Below are 16,039 nucleotides of genomic sequence, written 5' to 3'. Positions count from 1 at the left end.
ATGACGTGGGTCGCCGCGGTCGCACGGTTGCGAGCACGCCGGGAGTCCGGCGTGCTGGTGACCGTCGCGACCGTGCGCGGCCATGCCCCGCGCGACGCCGGTGCGAAACTCGTTGTGGGGCAGACCGAGACGTGGGGCTCGATCGGTGGCGGCAATGTCGAGGCCGTCGTAATCGATCGGGCCCGGGAGATGATCACTGCGTCCAAGCCGGAGCCGGAGCTGATTGATTTCGCCCTGAACGACCAGGTGACCAACCAGCATGGCGTGCAGTGCTGCGGCGGCACGGTCTCGGTGCTGCTCGAACCGCTGCCAACGGTACGGGTGGTAGCGATCTTCGGCGTCGGGCACGTCGGGCTGGAACTGGCGCGCATCCTGGCACGTCAGGACCTCGACCTCCATCTGATCGACACCCGCCCCGACATGCTCACCGAGGAGCGGCTCGACGTGCTGGCAGACGCGGTGGCGCAGGTGCACGTGCATCACACACCGCTGCTGCCCGAGGAGGTGCTGGCGGAGTTGCCGCGCGGCACCCACATCCTGATCATGACCCATGATCACGCCGAGGACGCCGCTCTGTGCGACGCCGCCTTGCGCACGACCCATCTCGGCTCCATCGGGCTGATCGGGTCGGCGGCCAAGTGGGTGCGGTTCCGCAAACGCCTCGCCACCGAGGGCGGTCACGACGAGGCCACCATCGATCGGATCAAGACCCCGATCGGGCTGGCCGACATCACCGGCAAGGAACCCGCGACAATTGCCGTGAGCGTCGCTGCCGATTTGCTGCGCACCTTCGAAACCGAGGGGAACTGACTCGCATCCTGGGTGCCGCAGACGGCGAAGTACCTCGTCATGGACCTCGAGGACGCCGGCTGCCGGGCCCGCCACCTGATCCGGGACGGCAAGTTCCCCGACCTGGTCGACGCCGTCCTGCAGGACGCGGGGATCGAGGTCGTGCTCAGCGGGGTCCGGATACCGAGAATGAACTCGATCACGGAGAGATGGGTGCAGACCTGCCGGCGAGAGCTGCTGGACCGCACCCTGATCTGGGACCGGCGCCACCTCATGCACGGCGTGTTCCAGGATCTCGCCGATCACGGCTTTGGGAACGTCCGCTGTGCCGGGCCCGGTTGCGCGTCAGTAGCCGGTGCCGCGCTTGATCTGGGCCCGCTCGACGTCGTGGGTCGCACCCTTGTGGTCCAAGGTGGCACACGCGTCGGCGATGTCCCTGGTCAGGCGCTCGATCTGCTCGCGGCTCAGGGTCTCCTTGGCCAGGGCACGAAGGATCTTCACCCGTTCGGCGTTGGGCGGGAGCGTGTACGCCGGCACCATCCAGCCGCGCTCGGCCGAGAGCTGCCAGGCGATGTCCGACTCGTCGTACGAGTGCTTGCCGGCGAGACGGAAAGCGACCAGCGGCAGCTGTTCGAGGTCGCTGCCGATCACCTCGAAGCGGCCGCTGCCACGCAGGTTGTCCGCCAGCGCACGGGCGTTGGTCTGCATCGCCTCCATGACATAGGTGTAGCCCTGGCGACCCAGCCGCACGAAGTTGTAGTACTGCGCGAGGACCATCGACGCGCCGGTCGAGAAGTTCAGCGTGAACGTCGCGTCGGTCTTGCCCAGGTAGTTCTCGTAGAACACGAGGTCCTTGGCCAGGTCGGACTCCTCGCGGAAGACCAGCCAGCCGATGCCGGGGTAGACCAGACCGTACTTGTGTCCCGAGACATTGATCGAGCGGACCTGCTCGAGCCGGAAGTCCCACTTCGAGTCCGGGTAGAGGAAGGGCCACACAAAGCCGCCGCTGGCGCCGTCAACGTGGATCGGGATGTCGAGATCCCGCTTCTTGCGGATGTCCCGCAGAAGCTTGTCGATCCCGACGACATCGTCCTTGTGGCCGGTGAACGTAGTGCCGACAACGGCGACCACACCGATCGTGTTCTCGTCGAGGTGAGGTTCCACATCCTCCGGGCCGATCGTGTACTTGTCCTCGGCAAGCGGCACGATCCGCGGCTCCACGTCGAAGTAGCGGCAGAACTTCTCCCACACGACGTGGACATCACCGCCGAAGACCAGATTGGGCCGGTCGACCGACAGGCCGGCCGCCTGCCGCCGCTCCCGCCACTTCCACTTCAGCGACAGCGCACCGAGCATGATCGCCTCGGACGACCCCTGGGTCCGACACCCGGCAGTCTTCCCCGGCGCGTGGAAGAGATCGGCGAGCATGCGCACGCAGCGCTGCTCGATCTCCGCAGAGATGGGGTACTCCGCGTGATCGATGAAATTGCGGTGGAGGTTCTCCGCGATGATCCGCTGCGCCTCCGGCTCCATCCACGTGGTGACAAACGTCGCGAGGTTGCGCTGCGGGTCGCCCTCCATCGCGAGGTCCTCGTCCACCAGCCTCATGGCGTCCGTCGCGGTCATACCTTCCTCTGGAAAGGTCTCCGAGGGAGCAGGTGCCGTCAGGAATCGGTTGCCGAACAGGGCCGCGGCCTCACTCTTGCTCATGGCGACGACTCAACCACGCCCCGGACGGGTGCCACGGCAGGACCTGAGGACCGAGCTCGAAGTGCACGCGAACGGCGCATCCCCCCGAGTGATCGACTTCCAGCGACGGCGAAAGCAGCAGGATCCGGGGCCCCTCCCCGCCTGGGGAACGCAGCAGCGGCCGCAAGACTGTCAGGTGCCGGACCGGCTCTTCTCAGCTACCAGCCACTCACACGATGTTCATGCGCACATGCATTTCACCGGCACGTCCTCGCCGTCATTTAGAGGCGTTCGCCAGTCGATCTGGCGGACAGCGTCCGCTTGTGCCGCGACCCACACCACAAGCAGCTCGGAGCCCGCTGCCCCCGCCTCGCCAGCGATCCCGAGCACGGTACCTGGACCCTCGCCGTCGACCTCCCCTCCGCCGACAAGCGCCATACGCTCCGACGGGGCGGCTTCCCCACCGAGGACGCCGCCCGAGCCGCACTCCGACGCGTCCTCGAAGGCCAGGACGGCGGCTTCACCGCAGACCCCAACCAGACCCTCGCCGACTACCTCACCGCCTGGCTCCAGGCCAAAGCACTGGTGATCAAACTGAAGTTCCCCCTCTGAACTGGACAGCCTGATACTGGGACGGTTGTGCCCCACGTCGCCACCGCACTCCGACACCGCGCCGCCGCCCCGGGCGCCGCTGTCTCGCCGGACAACCTGGTGTTCTGCAAGCCCGACGGGCAACCGCTGCGCCCACAACGCGTCCTGGACCGCCTGCGCGAGCTCTCAGCTTAAAGCCGACGTCCCCATCATCGCCGTCCACGACCTGAGCCACCTCGCCGCCACACTCCCCATCACCGCCGGCGTCCCCCTGACCACGGTCTCCAAGAGGCTCCGTCACGCAACGCTCTCCACCACTGCCAACATCTACGACCACCTCACCCACCAGGCCGCCCGCGACGCCGCCGACACCATCGCCGACATCCTCGCCCGGGCCGACAAGGACGCCACCCACCAGCGATGGTTCCACCGGCTGCAACCACACCGCGATCACTCCAGCCGACGCCAGGAACATCCGGCGAGCCCCAAACTCCCAGCGATTGCTGCCGCTTGAATCCCGGCCCGCGCCGTCCACGAAGTGATGACAACCTCATGCGACCACAATGCGACCATCAATCGACGAAACGTCAAAAAGGCCGTCTTCGCATCACTGCGAAGACGACCTCTGACCTGCGACAACGCTATCAATCGCTGTCGGGACGACAGGATTTGAACCTACGACCCCTTGACCCCCAGGCGGCATGGCGGGTTACACAGGCAATCCCCCACCGATGGGCATCCAGTAGAAGTACGCCCGACAGGAGGAACGCCTGATCGCGTACCGGATACTGAAAAGTGCGCCGGGGGCGATAGGGACCGTGAATGACTCGTAGCCGGAGGCGCTGCGTACGGTGGCGCCCACCTCGGGGACCCCGTCCAGCTTGACCGCAGCGGTTCCCCAGGTGTTCTCATTGTCGCCGGATACTGACGGGACAAGGTGGTCGTACTTGATCATTCCGAGAAGGATTCCAGCAGAGGATGCCGTCAAGTCCTTGGCAATCTCCTTCTCTTCGATACTTCCGTAGTGGTGCCAGGCGAGCTGGTGCGTGCCAAAGGCGTGCACGGGCCCCTGCGGGATCAGTTCTCCGAGTGTGCTGGTGTGTCCGTGCACGGTGAGGTTGCTGATTTCCAGGTCGGGCTTGAGGACGGTGACCTGGGTGGAGAGGATCCGCACGACGGGGTTGGTGGGGTCGCCGGTGGTGGCGCGGATGTAGAAGGTGGTGTCGGATTTGATGCCTTCGAGTTCCAGGCTGGTCCGGTCGGTGACGTCACGTTCGACCCCGGGGTAGAGCAGGTCGTACTTGGCGTTGGCTGAGCGTTCCCAGGTGAGCTTGATGTCGCCGCCGTTGGCGATGATGGAGGGTTCGCAGAGGAAGTTGCGGAGGTAGAAGTCGGCGGGGAACTTCCCGATGTTGAAGACGGTTTCCCTGTCCTGGAATGCGGAGGTTCCGGTGCGGGACTCCTCCGTCAGGGTGATGGGGGCGGTGCCGACCTTGCGGCTCATCGGGATGTCGGACAGCTGGATGGTGAAGCCGAGGTCCGGGCCGATGGGCGTGTGACCGGCCACGGGTGAGAACACGAACTCCTTGTCCGCGGCCTCCAGACGGCCGGTCCAGCCGGTGAGGCTGATCCTCGGCGTGACCTTCGCCAGGTCGGTGGCGAGGTCCGGTGACATGGTGCCGGCGGGCACCTGCAACCGGATCGACTTCACGTCGGCCGGGGTTCCGCTCTGCCGGGAGACGGCGATGACAATCTCCCCGATCTCCTCCGGAGCCTGCGGGTTCTCGGGCGACGCCTTCAACGGGCTCGGGGTGGTGGTGATCTGATACGACAGCAGGGGATCGTTCGCGGCAACGCCCGTGTCCTGCATCTGGACGACCACGGTCACAGCTGACTCCTCGGAGGGTTCGGTGGCCGTGCCGCCCCGCGTGGGGCGGCATGTAAAGGCGGTGATGGCTACTCAGTGGTCGGTGCGGCTGTGGGTGACGGCGTCGTCCAGCGTGAGAAAGCCGGAGCGCATCGCAATCGATGGCTGCCAGGGGACTGAGCCCAGGAAGTGGACTGGTCGGCTCCCAAGTTCCCCCACGGCAGCCCCCAGCCCTCCCAGCCTGCTGTGGCGCTCTTACGCCGGTGTTCCGGCCGGAGCGTCCGCGTCCACGGCCGGGAGCGGCGGGCCCGGGGGTGCGGTACGCGTGTCCGGTACGAGCTGGCCACCGGTGTTCGTCACGACTGCGCGTCACCGGAGGTTTGGGCGACGCCGAGTGTTCCGCTCGACCCGATGCCCGCAGTGAATGCAACGCCGGGGGTGACGATGAAGTGCCGAATCTGGAAAACGACGGACGGGACTTTGGTAACAAGGAAGCGCACGTACCGGACCTCAGCTCCCCCGTTCGGGAACGTGTGGCTGTATACCGGTGCGGTGGCGTCCCCCCTTGAGGTCCAGTTGGTTTGATCGGTCGATGTTTCGACCCTTCCAGGCGCCACGGATGTGGTGAAGTGGATCTCGATTCCGGTGATGCGGCGGACCTCTCCCAGGTCAACCATCGCCCAGTCGTCGCGGTGCGGGATGAGCCTCGACTGGTAGAAGGTGTCGTCCCGGCCGTCCAGCATCTTGTCCGCTGTGGCACGCCCGATGATGCCTTCCGGCAGAGCACTGGCGGTTGGAAGTCCGGCGGTCAGGGTCTTGCGGGCTGTCACCGTTGTGGCTGTGAGCGCCCCTGAGATGGTGACATTCCCGTTGACGGTGAGGTTACCGATGTCGAGGTCGGGCTTGAGGACGGTGACCTGGGTGGAGAGGATGCGCACGACCGGGTTGGACGGGTCGCCGGTTGTAGCGCGGAGGTAGAAGGTGGTGTCGGATTTGATGCCTTCGAGTTCAAGGCTGGTCCGGTCGGTGACCCATCGGCTAACGCCCGGGTAGAGGAGTTCGTAGGTAGCGTTGGCGGAACGCTCCCAGGTCAGCTTGACGTCGCCGCCGTTCTGGACGATGGACGGCTCACAGAGGAAGTTGCGGAGGTAGAAGTCGGCGGGGAACTTCCCGATGTTGAAGACGGTTTCCCTGTCCTGGAATGCGGAGGTTCCGGTGCGGGACTCCTCCGTCAGGGTGATGGGGGCGGTGCCGACCTTGCGGCTCATCGGGATGTCGGACAGCTGGATGGTGAAGCCGAGGTCCGGGCCGATGGGCGTGTGACTGGCCGCGGGTGTGAAGACGAACTCCTTGTCGGCGGCCTCCAGACGGCCGGTCCAGCCGGTGAGGCTGATCCTCGGCGTGACCTTCGCCAGGTCGGTGGCGAGGTCCGGTGACATGGTGCCGGCGGGCACCTGCAACCGGATCGACTTCACGTCGGCCGGGGTTCCGCTCTGCCGGGAGACGGCGATGACAATCTCCCCGATCTCCTCGGGGGCCTGCGGGTTCTCCGGCGAGGCCTTCAGCGGGCTCGGAGTGGTGGTGACGGTGTAGGACAGCAGGGGATCGCTGGCAGCGATGCCCGCGTCCTGCATCTGAACGACCAGGGTCACGAATGGCTCCTTAGTAGGGGGTGGCCGTGCCGCCCCAGGCGCGGGGCGGCACGGTAGTGGCGACTGGTCAGCGGTCGGTGCGGCTGTGGGCGACAGCGTCGTCGAGGGTGAGGAAGCCGGAGCGGATCTCGGGTTCGGCGAGGGGCAGGTCGTACTGGTCCTGGCCGAGGATCGGCAGCTTCTCCCACTCACCGCCGCGGTTCTCGGACCAGCTCCAGGTGCCGACGACACCGGCCGGGGCCGGCATGAGGACGGTCTCCTCACTCTCGCCCTGCGGGCCGCGCAGGGCGGTGGTGGCGGCCAGGAGCGGGCCGGTGCGGAAGTTGACGGCCATTCGGGCGATCGCCTGGTCGGTGAACTCCTGCGGGACGAAGACCTTCTTGGTGGCGAGGATGTCGGTGGTGGCGTGCACGGCGGCGCGCGGGTCCAGCAGCACGGTGGCGACCGCGGTGCTGTGGTCGCCGAAGTCCAGTTCCAGGCTGGGCCGGTCGCCGATCGGCCGCAGGTATCCCCCGCCGCCGGCAGCCGGGTTGATGACCGTCTCAAAGTGCTCGTAGTCGTCGTCGAGGACGTAGCCGACCAGGCCGTCGTCGCTCTGCTGCGCCTCGCCGAGGCGGATCGCCCAGGGGTAGGTGGGCAGCTGGGAGGGTGACGGCTCGAAGAGGTTGTGCCAGCTGACGTCGGTGCGCAGGGGGCCGCGCAGGTTCATGGTGAGGCGGGTGCGGACCAGGGCGAGCGGGCGGCCGAGGAGGAAGCCGAGGCCGGGGTCGGCGGGACCGTCCGGATCGATGGTCTGCAGGGCCTGGTCGACGGTGGCGCGGAACGCGTCGAAGGTCTGCGGCCCGCGGGTCTTCACAGCGTTGAGCAGCTGGTAGGGGTGGGGAGCCAGCGCCTGCAGCTGTTCGAACCGGGTCACCTCGGAGCCGGGCAGGGCGGACCAGGAGACCTCCCGCTGGCCGTTGGCGTTGAGGGTGACCCGGAGTTCGCCGAGTGCGGCCCCGTCGGGGGCGTACACGACGAGGGACTGGTCGAGGCGGTTGTGCAGCAGCCAGGCGCAGACGGGGTTGGTCCCGGGGGTGAGGTCGGTGTCCTCGTCGCCGGTGGCTGCGAGGAAGTCGAAGCGCAGCCGGGCCGGCTGGAGCAGGCGCGGGCCGAGCTCGACCAGCCGGTCGGAGTCGTCCTTGCTGACGGGGTGGGCCGGGCGCATGGTGTCGGGCATCTCGGGGCGGAAGTGGGACGGGTTTGCAATGAGGTTGACGGACCGTCCGAAGCGGTCGACGACGGCCAGGTCGAGGAAGGCGAGCTGGCCGGCGCGCAGCTCCTGGAAGGTGGAGACGGGGTCGGGGTCCCAGGGGCTGGCTTTGCCGGGGCCGGGGTCCGGCGGGGGGTAGTCGCCGTTGCCGATGAGGTCGGCGAGCTCGCCGGTGGGCTGGAGGCCGGCCAGGGGCTGGCGTTGGGCGATGGCGGCGCCGAAGCCGTCGAGGGTCTGGGAGAGGTAGTCCGCCTCACGGGCCTGGGAGCGCACCTGCCGCAGCGCGTCGGCGGGCAGCTGGTCGCGGACGCGGGCATAGCTCTGGAGGATGCCGTCGACGATGTGGCCGGCGGAGGGGGCGAGGGTCTGGCGGCCGGAGACGGTCAGCGGGGTGCCGGGCTCTCCGGTGCCCTTCCACTGGTAGCGGGAGCCGTCGATGAACTCCCAGTGCGGGGTGTCGCCGTCGCGCAGCGGCAGGGGGAAGTAGGTGGCCTTCCACAGCAGGAACAGCGGCTGCCACGGCATGGCCCAGGGTGCGGTGCCGTACTCGGGCAGGGTGCCGGTGACATCGCGGATAGCGCCGGTCTTCAGGGCGCGGTCGAGGATGAGGAACTCGCTGAGCAGCGCGGGGAGGCAGGGCGGCTGCTGGCCGGTGAGGTTGATCTGGGCGGCGGTGGCGGCGACGTCGGTGGTGGTGATGTTGGAGGCGCGGGTGACGATGCGTTCGGGGGTGCGGCAGGGCAGGGCGGTGTCGCGGGTGAGGGGGGCGTGGAGGTTGGCGCCCTCCAGGGTGAGGACCGGGTCGGCGCTGTACTCGAAGTCCTCGGCGGGCACCCGGATCAGGCGACGGGCGGCGCGGGCGCCGTAAGCCGGATAGAGGGTGTCGATGCGTGCCGCGAGGTCTGCTTCGCTCCTGCCCCAGGGCAGGTCGGCGCGCTGCCCTGCCAGGTCGCGGGCGAGGGCGAAGACTCGTCCGGCTGCGCCGTCCGCGTTGTCCGGGTCGAGTTCGTCGTCGATGCGGCCGGTGAAGTCGGAGGGCTTCTTCTTGAGGTGGGTGAGCCACCACAGGTGGTAGAGGTGTTCGCGGGCGGTGTCGAGTTCGGCTTCAGTGGCGTCGTGGGCGGCCTGGCGGCGGTTGAGTTCGGCGACGGTGTCGGCCTCCGCTGCCCGGGTGGCGCGGGAGGTGCTGCGGCCGGTCTCCTCGCCTCGTTCGCCGATGAACCAGCGGTATCCGCCGGGCACGGGGCCGAAGGCGCTGTCGTGGGCGCGGCGGTCGGTAAGGATGTCGGCCTCGGGCCGGTCGCGTTCCTCCAGGGCGTCGATGCCGCCGAGCAGGAAGGCCCGGAACAGCTCGGCCTCGTCGCGGGACAGGGCGCCCTGGCCGTCGGCCTGGGCGCCGAGTTCGGCGACGGCCTCGGCGATGCTGTTGGACACGATCGGGGTGACGTCGGCCGGCTTCGGGCAGGGCGAGTCGGGGACAGGGCCGGTCAGGTCCCAGTCCAGCCCCAGGACGGTACCGGAGTAGACGGAGGAGCGGATGCCGCTGCCGGAGCCGACGGGTGGCGTCCATTGCAGGCGTTCCAGCAGCGCGGCGAGGTCCTCGGTGCCGGCGAGGATGTCGCTGCCAGCGTCCGCGTACCAGCCGGCGACGAAGTAGCTGAGCCGCTCCCGCGCCGGCAGTTCGCCCTCGGGGGTGTCCAGGAGGGTGTCGTGCAGGGAGAAGACGTTGCTGTTGTAGGGCTGGAAGACCGAGAAGGTCAGCAGTCCGGGGCCGATCGCGGTGAGGAACTGCGCCCGGCGGTCGGTGGGCTCGCGCCACGGGCCGGTGAGTTCGTGGCACTTGCCGATCAGGGTCGCGGGGGGTTCTTCGCTGTCACTGTCGGGGTCGGGGTCGAAGTCGGGGTTCTGGAAGGAGACGCTGCCGTCCATCGGGTCGAGGTAGTCGCTCTCGACGATCCAGGCCTTGAGCGTGCGGGTGCTGTCGGTGTGGCGGACGACGAGCCACCGGTTGGGCACCAGGGGGAAGTCGCCGATGCCCTCCTCCTCGTCGTGGCGGCCGCGGGTGAGGGCGGCGGGCAGTTCCCACTGGAGGTAGACGCCGAGGCGGTCCTCGCGGCCGGTCCATTCCTCGGGGCTGGAGAACGGGGCGGGCTCGGGGGCGACGCCTTCGCCGATGTTCTTGAAGTTGGTGATCCAGCGGTGGAACACGTGCGGGGTGCCGGTGTCGCGGGTCTGCCGGTTCACGGCGAGGGCCGCGACCTCGACCGGCACGATGAGGGTGTTGTCCACGGACATGGCCCGGGGTCCTTTCGTCGGTGTGGGGGTGGGCGGGGCTCAGGGCCGGGAGAAGGTCTGTGCCTGCGGCGCGTTAATCATCTGCAGGGCGAACTGGGCGGAGGAGATCCGCTGCCCACCGGTGAGCCCGTGCGCGCCGGACAGGGCGGGCAGCAGGGCGTCGCCGGTGCCGTCGACGTTGAGAACGTCGCGGCCCCCGGGGCGCAGGAACCGGGCGAAGCCGGCCGGCTGCGGGAACTCGCCCTTGGGGTGGCCGATCCGGTCCCCGGAGATCTCGCGGAGCTCGATGGTGCCGACGTCGCCGATGCCGAAGCACAGGCCGCGCGGCGGCTCTGCCAGTTCGAAGCGGTCGATGACCTCCGGGTAGAGCAGCAGGCGAGTCTCCAGGCCGAACACCGCGTCGCGCACGGGCTCGACGATGTCCGTGCCCTGGTAGGCGGCGACGATGGTGTTCGGCCAGTTCGGGACCAGGCTGGAGTTGATCAGCACCGCGCACTTCGGGACGGGCCCGCCACCGGTCGCGAGGGCGTTGAGGTCGGCGTCCAGGGCGTGGCCGACGCCGACGCTCAACGCGCCGTCCACGGCCGCCCGCACCCAGGCGGGATCGAGGTAGGCGAAGCGGATGCTCTCCGCCGGCAGCGCGCGCGGGTCGGGGACCAGGTGGGACAGGCTCAGCAGTTCCAGGCGGCGCAGCGCGTCCAGCCAGGCGGTGACCTTCGCGAACTTGTCGGGGGCGGCCTGGGTGAGGAGGTCGGCGACGCCGGGCTGGGCGAGGACGGCGCGTGCGTCGCCGATGCTGCGGCGGGCGCGGGCTGCGCTGCGGCGGCGGCCGGCGCGCAGTTGCGGGCCGGCCTGGTCGAGGGCCTGGTTGAGGCGGGCGCCGCCGGAGCGTGCGTCGCCGTCCGTGAGGAGGCGGTCGAAGGCCTCGAAGGCGAGCGGCGCGGTGAGGTGACGCCCGGTCAGGATTGCGGCGGACCGTGCGGCGAGCTCCGGGTGGGAGGCGAGGCGACGGGCCGCGGCGCGGGCGGCGGAGCGGAACTCCAGTAGCGCGGTGCGGAACTCGGCGTCGGCGAGGGCGAGGGTGCGCCCGGTGGTGAACGCGGCGGCGTAGGCGGCGTCGAAGACGCCGTACTGCTGCAGGTAGATCAGCGCCTCGCCCGGGGAGTCCAGGCGGGTGGCGGCCGCCGGGGGCAGGTCCCGGGCCGGCTGCGCGGTGAGCGGGCCCCGGTAGAAGGCGAGGGTGCGCTCGCCGCTCTCCAGGCGTTGCGGAAGGGCGACGGCGCCGCCTGCCATCCGGTCCAGGGCCTCCTTCTGCGCTCCGGCCGGGTTGGCCGGGCCGGTGGTCGGCACGCGAAGGCGCAGCTGATCGGCGGGGCGGGGGGTGGTGCCGTCGGTGGTGGCCAGGTGCTGGCACAGGTCGCCGAAGCCGATGCCGGAGTCGGGTTCGGTGGTGAAGGACCAGCTGGCGAGGGAGACCAGGCGCACGCCTTCGGTGGGGGCGGGGGTGGTCAGGTACCGGTCGTGGCCTTCGAGGGAGACGAGGTGGGCGACGTGGCGTCCGCCGGTGGCGGCGGGGAAGCGGTTGGCGACCAGCACGGCGTTGAGCTCACCCTCGTCCGGCTCGGGATCGGTGCCGGCCCGGGTGGCGTCGGGGCGCCCGCCCTCGCGCAGGTGTGCCAGGTAGGCCATCTCTGCGGGCAGCGGCTTCACCGCGTCGAACAGGGCGGCGGGGACGAGGACGGTGGCGCACTGCTCGTCGTACTCGTCCGGGCGCAGGCTCTCCGGCGGCAGCGCGGGCGGGCGGCCGGAGCCGAGGGCGCCGTCCAGGAGCCGGCGCACGGTGCCGGCGGTGACGAGGCCCACCGCGTCCGGGTCCTCGGGTAGTTCGTCCTCTCGGAACAGCAGCAGGGCCATCCACGGGACGGCGGCCGGCTGCTCGGGGCCCAGTGGGCGGTTCCAGGGCAGGCCGGGGGCGTCGAGGTTGATGTGGGCGAGGGTCTGGCTGTAGGTGCCGACGGCGTCCGGCACGGGGAACTGCGCGTTGATGCCGGTCGGATCGAAGCTGAAGCGCGGCTGGACGACGTCGAAGGGCTGCGGGGTGGCGTCGATGACGCGGTCCGCTCCGTCGAGGTCCTTGAGGGTCTGCCGGTTGTCGATCCTGTAGCGGCCCGCGTACAGCGACGGGATGCGATGGTCGAAGAACCGGGTGCGGTGCTCGGCACCCGGAGCGCTGGTGCGCGGCTGGGGGGCGGGTTCGGACGTGGTGGTCACAGGGCGTGCCTTTCGACAGGACGCGGCAAAGGGCGGGGGCGGACAGCGCGCGGCGGCGCGGGCCACCCCACGGGACGGCGTGGGGCGGCCCGGTGCGGCGCGTCCGGTCAGCCGGCGACGAGCATCGGCGCGGCGGTGAACGCGGTGCCGGCGGCGTTCGCGTAGCCGCTCAGGTCGGTGTCGAGCGCGCCGAGGTCGGCGCCGAGAGCGGTCAGGGCCTGGGCCAGGGCGGTGCGGCTGCGGCGGGTGGCGGTGCTGTCGATGTCGTCCTGGATCACGGCAATGACGCCGGCGGGCCGCTTCGGCTCCGGGCCCGTGGCCGGCTCGCCGGCGGACAGCGGCTGGTTGCCGTCGGGGTTGATCGGGTCGAAGGAGATGGCCTGCTCGTCGAGGAACCCGGTGGAGGTGCCGTGGTCGACCGGCGGCGACGTCAGCCGGATCCCGAGGATCCGGTCGGGGATGATCCCGTCGTTCGGCGCGTCGGCCTGCTGGCCCCACAGACCGTTGGGCACGTTGCCGCGCAGGACGGCGCGGCCCCACGGCGTCAGCTTCGAGGCCTGGCCGTTGTAGGTGAGCCAGACGCGCAGTTCGCTGCCCTTGCCCCGCAGGTGCATGGGCAGGATGTCCACCCCGGCGCCGTCGGTGGCAACCTCGATGGTGTCGCCGCCCTGATTCAGGTAGACCTTGCTGACGGGCGCCTGGGTGTCGGCGGTGAAGGTGAAGCCGCCATTGCTGACCAGCCACGGCTTGACCGCGCCTCGTGTCGGCGGGGCGCCCTCGCCCGTGTATCCGGCGATCGGGGTGGTGCGGACCATGTTCTCGGGCGGCGGCAGCATCCCCTGGAAGCCTCCCCAGTCCAGCGCCGGGGCCTGGCTGCGGCGGCCGGCGCCGAAGCCGATGGTGAAGGAGATGAACCACAGGTGGACGGTGGCCTCACCACCCACCGCGGGGCCCCAGACCCGGACGCTGACGCCGACCTCGATCGAGATCCTGATCTTGACGAACCAGACCTTGATGGTGGCGGAGACGCCGACCCGGATGCCCATGCCGACGTCGAAGTAGAAGGGGTTCCACTCCAGCAGGGCGTCCACCCGGGCGGTGAGCCAGGCCCGCAGCATCCCGGACTGGAAGACGACGTCCAGGGAGCCGCCGGCCATCAGGGACTTGGGGGTGAACGCGGCGTAGGCGTTGCCGGTGATGTTGACGGTGGAGCCGACGCCCCAGGTCAGGCCGGCCGGCTGCTGCTTTGGGTAGCGGGCGGGCAGTTCCCGGCCTGCGGGGATCGCGCCGAGCATGAACGCGAAGTCGCCGGCGTGGGCGTGGCTGCCGAACCAGAACTTCATGCCGACGCCGCCGCGCAGCTTGCAGTTCGGGTCGATGAGGAACGTCTTCTCGGTAAACGCCGCGCCGATGCTCAGCTCTCCTGCCGTCGGGCGCAGGGTCGCTTCAATGCCGATCTCCACCCGGGCGATCTTCTTGTCGCTCTTGGTGGGCAGTTGCATCCCGGCGACGCCGAGCAGGCTGATCGTCAGGTCGGATCCGGTCTGCACCAGCGCCATGGCGTGGCCGCGGAACGTCTCGAAGCAGTCGAAGGCCAGGCCGGCGGCGAACCAGAGGTCGCCCTCCTGGGGCCGCACCCATGGGTTGGAGCCGCCGATCAGCTCGCCGAGGACCTTGAGCGGGTCGACCTCCTCGTCGTCGGCGCCGATCTCGCCGGGGTTGTCGAGTGCGACGAGGAACGGGAAGCTGCCCAGGGCGTCGGCTGCCGGGACGCGCACGCGGCTGTTCCAGCCGAACCCGGCGGAGATGCCGCGCACCTGGAACAGCGGCGGGCCGAAGCCGACCTGGCTGCCGAGCGAGCCGTAGGCGAACAGCGACGGGTCCGCGCCGCTGCCGTCGGGAACCACGTAGGCGCCCATGGCCGAGCCGTTGAACGCGCCGGTGTCCACCAGCAGTACGCCGCCGACCACCGTCTTGTACGGCGGGGAGGCCGGCAGCGCGGTCAGCGCGCCGGCGATCCGCAGCGGCGGGTTGTAGTAGTCGACGCTCAGGCCGTTGTCGCCGCCGGGCGTGCCGATCGGCGACCAGCCGCGCACCGACGGCGCTTCGAGGACCCGCATGCCCTTGCGGCGGCGCGGTCCTGGGCGGGGGGTGAGGATGCCGTGCTCGGTGACCAGCGCCTGGGGGGTGCGGTCGCGGGCGGCTCCGTCCCGGTGCTTGACGGCGGGCAGGGCCCGGCCCAGGCCGTCCAGGCGTTCGGGGTCGGTCGGCGGCGCGGGCGTGCGCCTGGTCAACCGCAGCGCCCGACCGTCCGTCAGCGCCCAGGCCCCGGCGGGCAGTGCCGTACCTTGCGGAGCGCCGTCGACCAGGACCAGCCGGCGTCCCTCGCCGAGATCCACGGTGGCCACCGCTCCGGTCACCCACTCGCCGTCGGCGGTGAACGCGAGGTCCACCGGTGCCGTGGACGCGGTGATCATGGCCTGCCCGCCGACCGACAGCGTCCGCGAGTCGCACACCGCGCCGTCGATCCGCACGGTGCCGCCCGGAAAGACGAGCGCCGCGGCGTCGGGGTCGGCGAACACGGGCACCGGGATCTCGACCGCACCACCCGCCGTCTGGTCGAGAAGCTTCTGAACGTCTTCCACGCGTGCTGTCACAGCGATCCAGCCCTCTACTCGTGGCAAAAGGGGAAGGCGGAGGCCCGCGCCGGTCCGGCTACGGGTCTGACGTGTCCGCTGCGAGGAGCCTAACCAGGTGAACACTTTTAGCATGCAAACAACTACCTCCAGTGACGAATATGGCCGAAAGGAAGTGTGCAAACTGCACCAAAGGGTGGATCTGCCGCGCGCGTCCTCCCAGACCTGCAGAAGCGTTTCAAAGGGCCATGGAAGGCATCCGAGCTGGCGATAGACCATCTCCGCGCACGGTCGGCGCCCTCCAGGCCCGAGGCATAGCACGGGAAACCAGCCAATCAGAGGTCCGGGCTGCCTTGCCGGCAGCAGCGGACTTTCCTGCGTCGGAACCCTGACGACCCGCCGCACACCGCCGCCGTCAGCGCAGATGTCCAGGAGCCCGCGAACGCCCACGTCGTCGCGTCGAGGACCGGCCGAAATCACTCCGATAAAGCGCGAATTCAGGCAAGTCAGGTACTCGAATACCGTCGCGTCAGTTCACCAACGCAGCTGCCGGGCCGTCCGGGACAGGCGCTGGCCGTGCGGCCGACCGCCCCACGGGGTCCAGGCGAACCGGCTCCTGGAGTGAGCACGTCGCTCCGCGTTGCGCGTTGCCGCTGGTCGGCCCCGAGGACCACCAAGACACCTCATCCGTTCTCGGACGGTTCGCGGCTGCGAAGGCAGGCCGGGGGCCGCAGCCGATGCGCACAAGATCCATCCAGCTCGGGTGTCGCGGGGTGAGAGCCGGTGCGATGCTGAGACGGAGAAGACGCCAGTGCGGCGCTCGCGCGGCTGCGTGGGGCGAGGCAGAAAGCCGGCCGATGGAGAGGGCCGCTGCGGGGAACTGAGGTGCCCATGGCGGAATTCGCACGGGAGAACCGCAGGGCTGCGGCCGACCGGTCGGAGGGCTTCGGTGAGCGGCTGCTGGGCCAGCTGCTGGACCGGGCTCACGAGATGCCGC

Annotated in this window: 9 protein-coding genes; 3 read left to right on the top strand and 6 right to left on the bottom strand. The window is 69.8% G+C overall.

The features are described 5' to 3' along the window. On the top strand, nt 1-810 hold the full coding sequence (xdhC, locus tag ACIBH3_RS29720; protein ID WP_396315200.1) for a xanthine dehydrogenase accessory protein XdhC: 810 nt from the start codon (nt 1-3) through the stop codon (nt 808-810). Between the two features lie 324 nt (nt 811-1,134). On the opposite strand, the gene ACIBH3_RS29715 is transcribed toward xdhC, so the two are convergent. Continuing rightward, nucleotides 1,135-2,499: a glutamate decarboxylase gene (locus tag ACIBH3_RS29715; RefSeq protein ID WP_396315199.1), complete on the bottom strand. Its 1,365-nt coding sequence runs from the start codon at nt 2,497-2,499 to the stop codon at nt 1,135-1,137. A 300-nt stretch (nt 2,500-2,799) separates the two neighbouring features. Here ACIBH3_RS29715 and ACIBH3_RS29710 point away from each other — a divergent pair, with 300 nt between their 5' ends. Together ACIBH3_RS29710 and ACIBH3_RS29705 are read left to right on the top strand one after the other, a co-directional pair. Continuing rightward, nucleotides 2,800-3,090, top strand: a complete 291-nt coding sequence (locus ACIBH3_RS29710; RefSeq protein ID WP_396315198.1) for a hypothetical protein — start codon at nt 2,800-2,802, stop codon at nt 3,088-3,090. Between the two features lie 25 nt (nt 3,091-3,115). Continuing rightward, nucleotides 3,116-3,583, top strand: coding sequence for a hypothetical protein (locus tag ACIBH3_RS29705; RefSeq protein WP_396315197.1), 468 nt, complete (start codon nt 3,116-3,118; stop codon nt 3,581-3,583). A 195-nt stretch (nt 3,584-3,778) separates the two neighbouring features. Here ACIBH3_RS29705 and ACIBH3_RS29700 read toward each other — a convergent pair whose 3' ends face one another. The 5 genes from ACIBH3_RS29700 to ACIBH3_RS29680 all read right to left on the bottom strand — a co-directional run bounded on the left by ACIBH3_RS29700 (nt 3,779) and on the right by ACIBH3_RS29680 (nt 15,051). Further along, nucleotides 3,779-4,957, bottom strand: coding sequence for a hypothetical protein (locus ACIBH3_RS29700; RefSeq protein WP_396315196.1), 1,179 nt, complete (start codon nt 4,955-4,957; stop codon nt 3,779-3,781). Nucleotides 4,958-5,292: 335 nt separating this feature from the next. After that, nucleotides 5,293-6,588, bottom strand: coding sequence for a discoidin domain-containing protein (locus ACIBH3_RS29695; protein WP_396315195.1), 1,296 nt, complete (start codon nt 6,586-6,588; stop codon nt 5,293-5,295). Between the two features lie 67 nt (nt 6,589-6,655). Continuing rightward, nucleotides 6,656-10,135, bottom strand: coding sequence for a hypothetical protein (locus ACIBH3_RS29690; RefSeq protein ID WP_396315194.1), 3,480 nt, complete (start codon nt 10,133-10,135; stop codon nt 6,656-6,658). A gap of 39 nt (nt 10,136-10,174) precedes the next feature. Then, on the bottom strand, nt 10,175-12,406 hold the full coding sequence (locus ACIBH3_RS29685) for a hypothetical protein (RefSeq protein ID WP_396315193.1): 2,232 nt from the start codon (nt 12,404-12,406) through the stop codon (nt 10,175-10,177). Between the two features lie 107 nt (nt 12,407-12,513). Continuing rightward, on the bottom strand, nt 12,514-15,051 hold the full coding sequence (locus ACIBH3_RS29680) for a DUF6603 domain-containing protein (protein WP_396315192.1): 2,538 nt from the start codon (nt 15,049-15,051) through the stop codon (nt 12,514-12,516). Nucleotides 15,052-16,039: the final 988 nt, after the last annotated feature.

It is taken from the genome of Kitasatospora sp. NPDC050543 (assembly GCF_044457565.1).
Classification (GTDB): Bacteria; Actinomycetota; Actinomycetes; order Streptomycetales; family Streptomycetaceae; genus Kitasatospora.
This window is presented reverse-complemented; position numbering and strand designations above follow the sequence as displayed.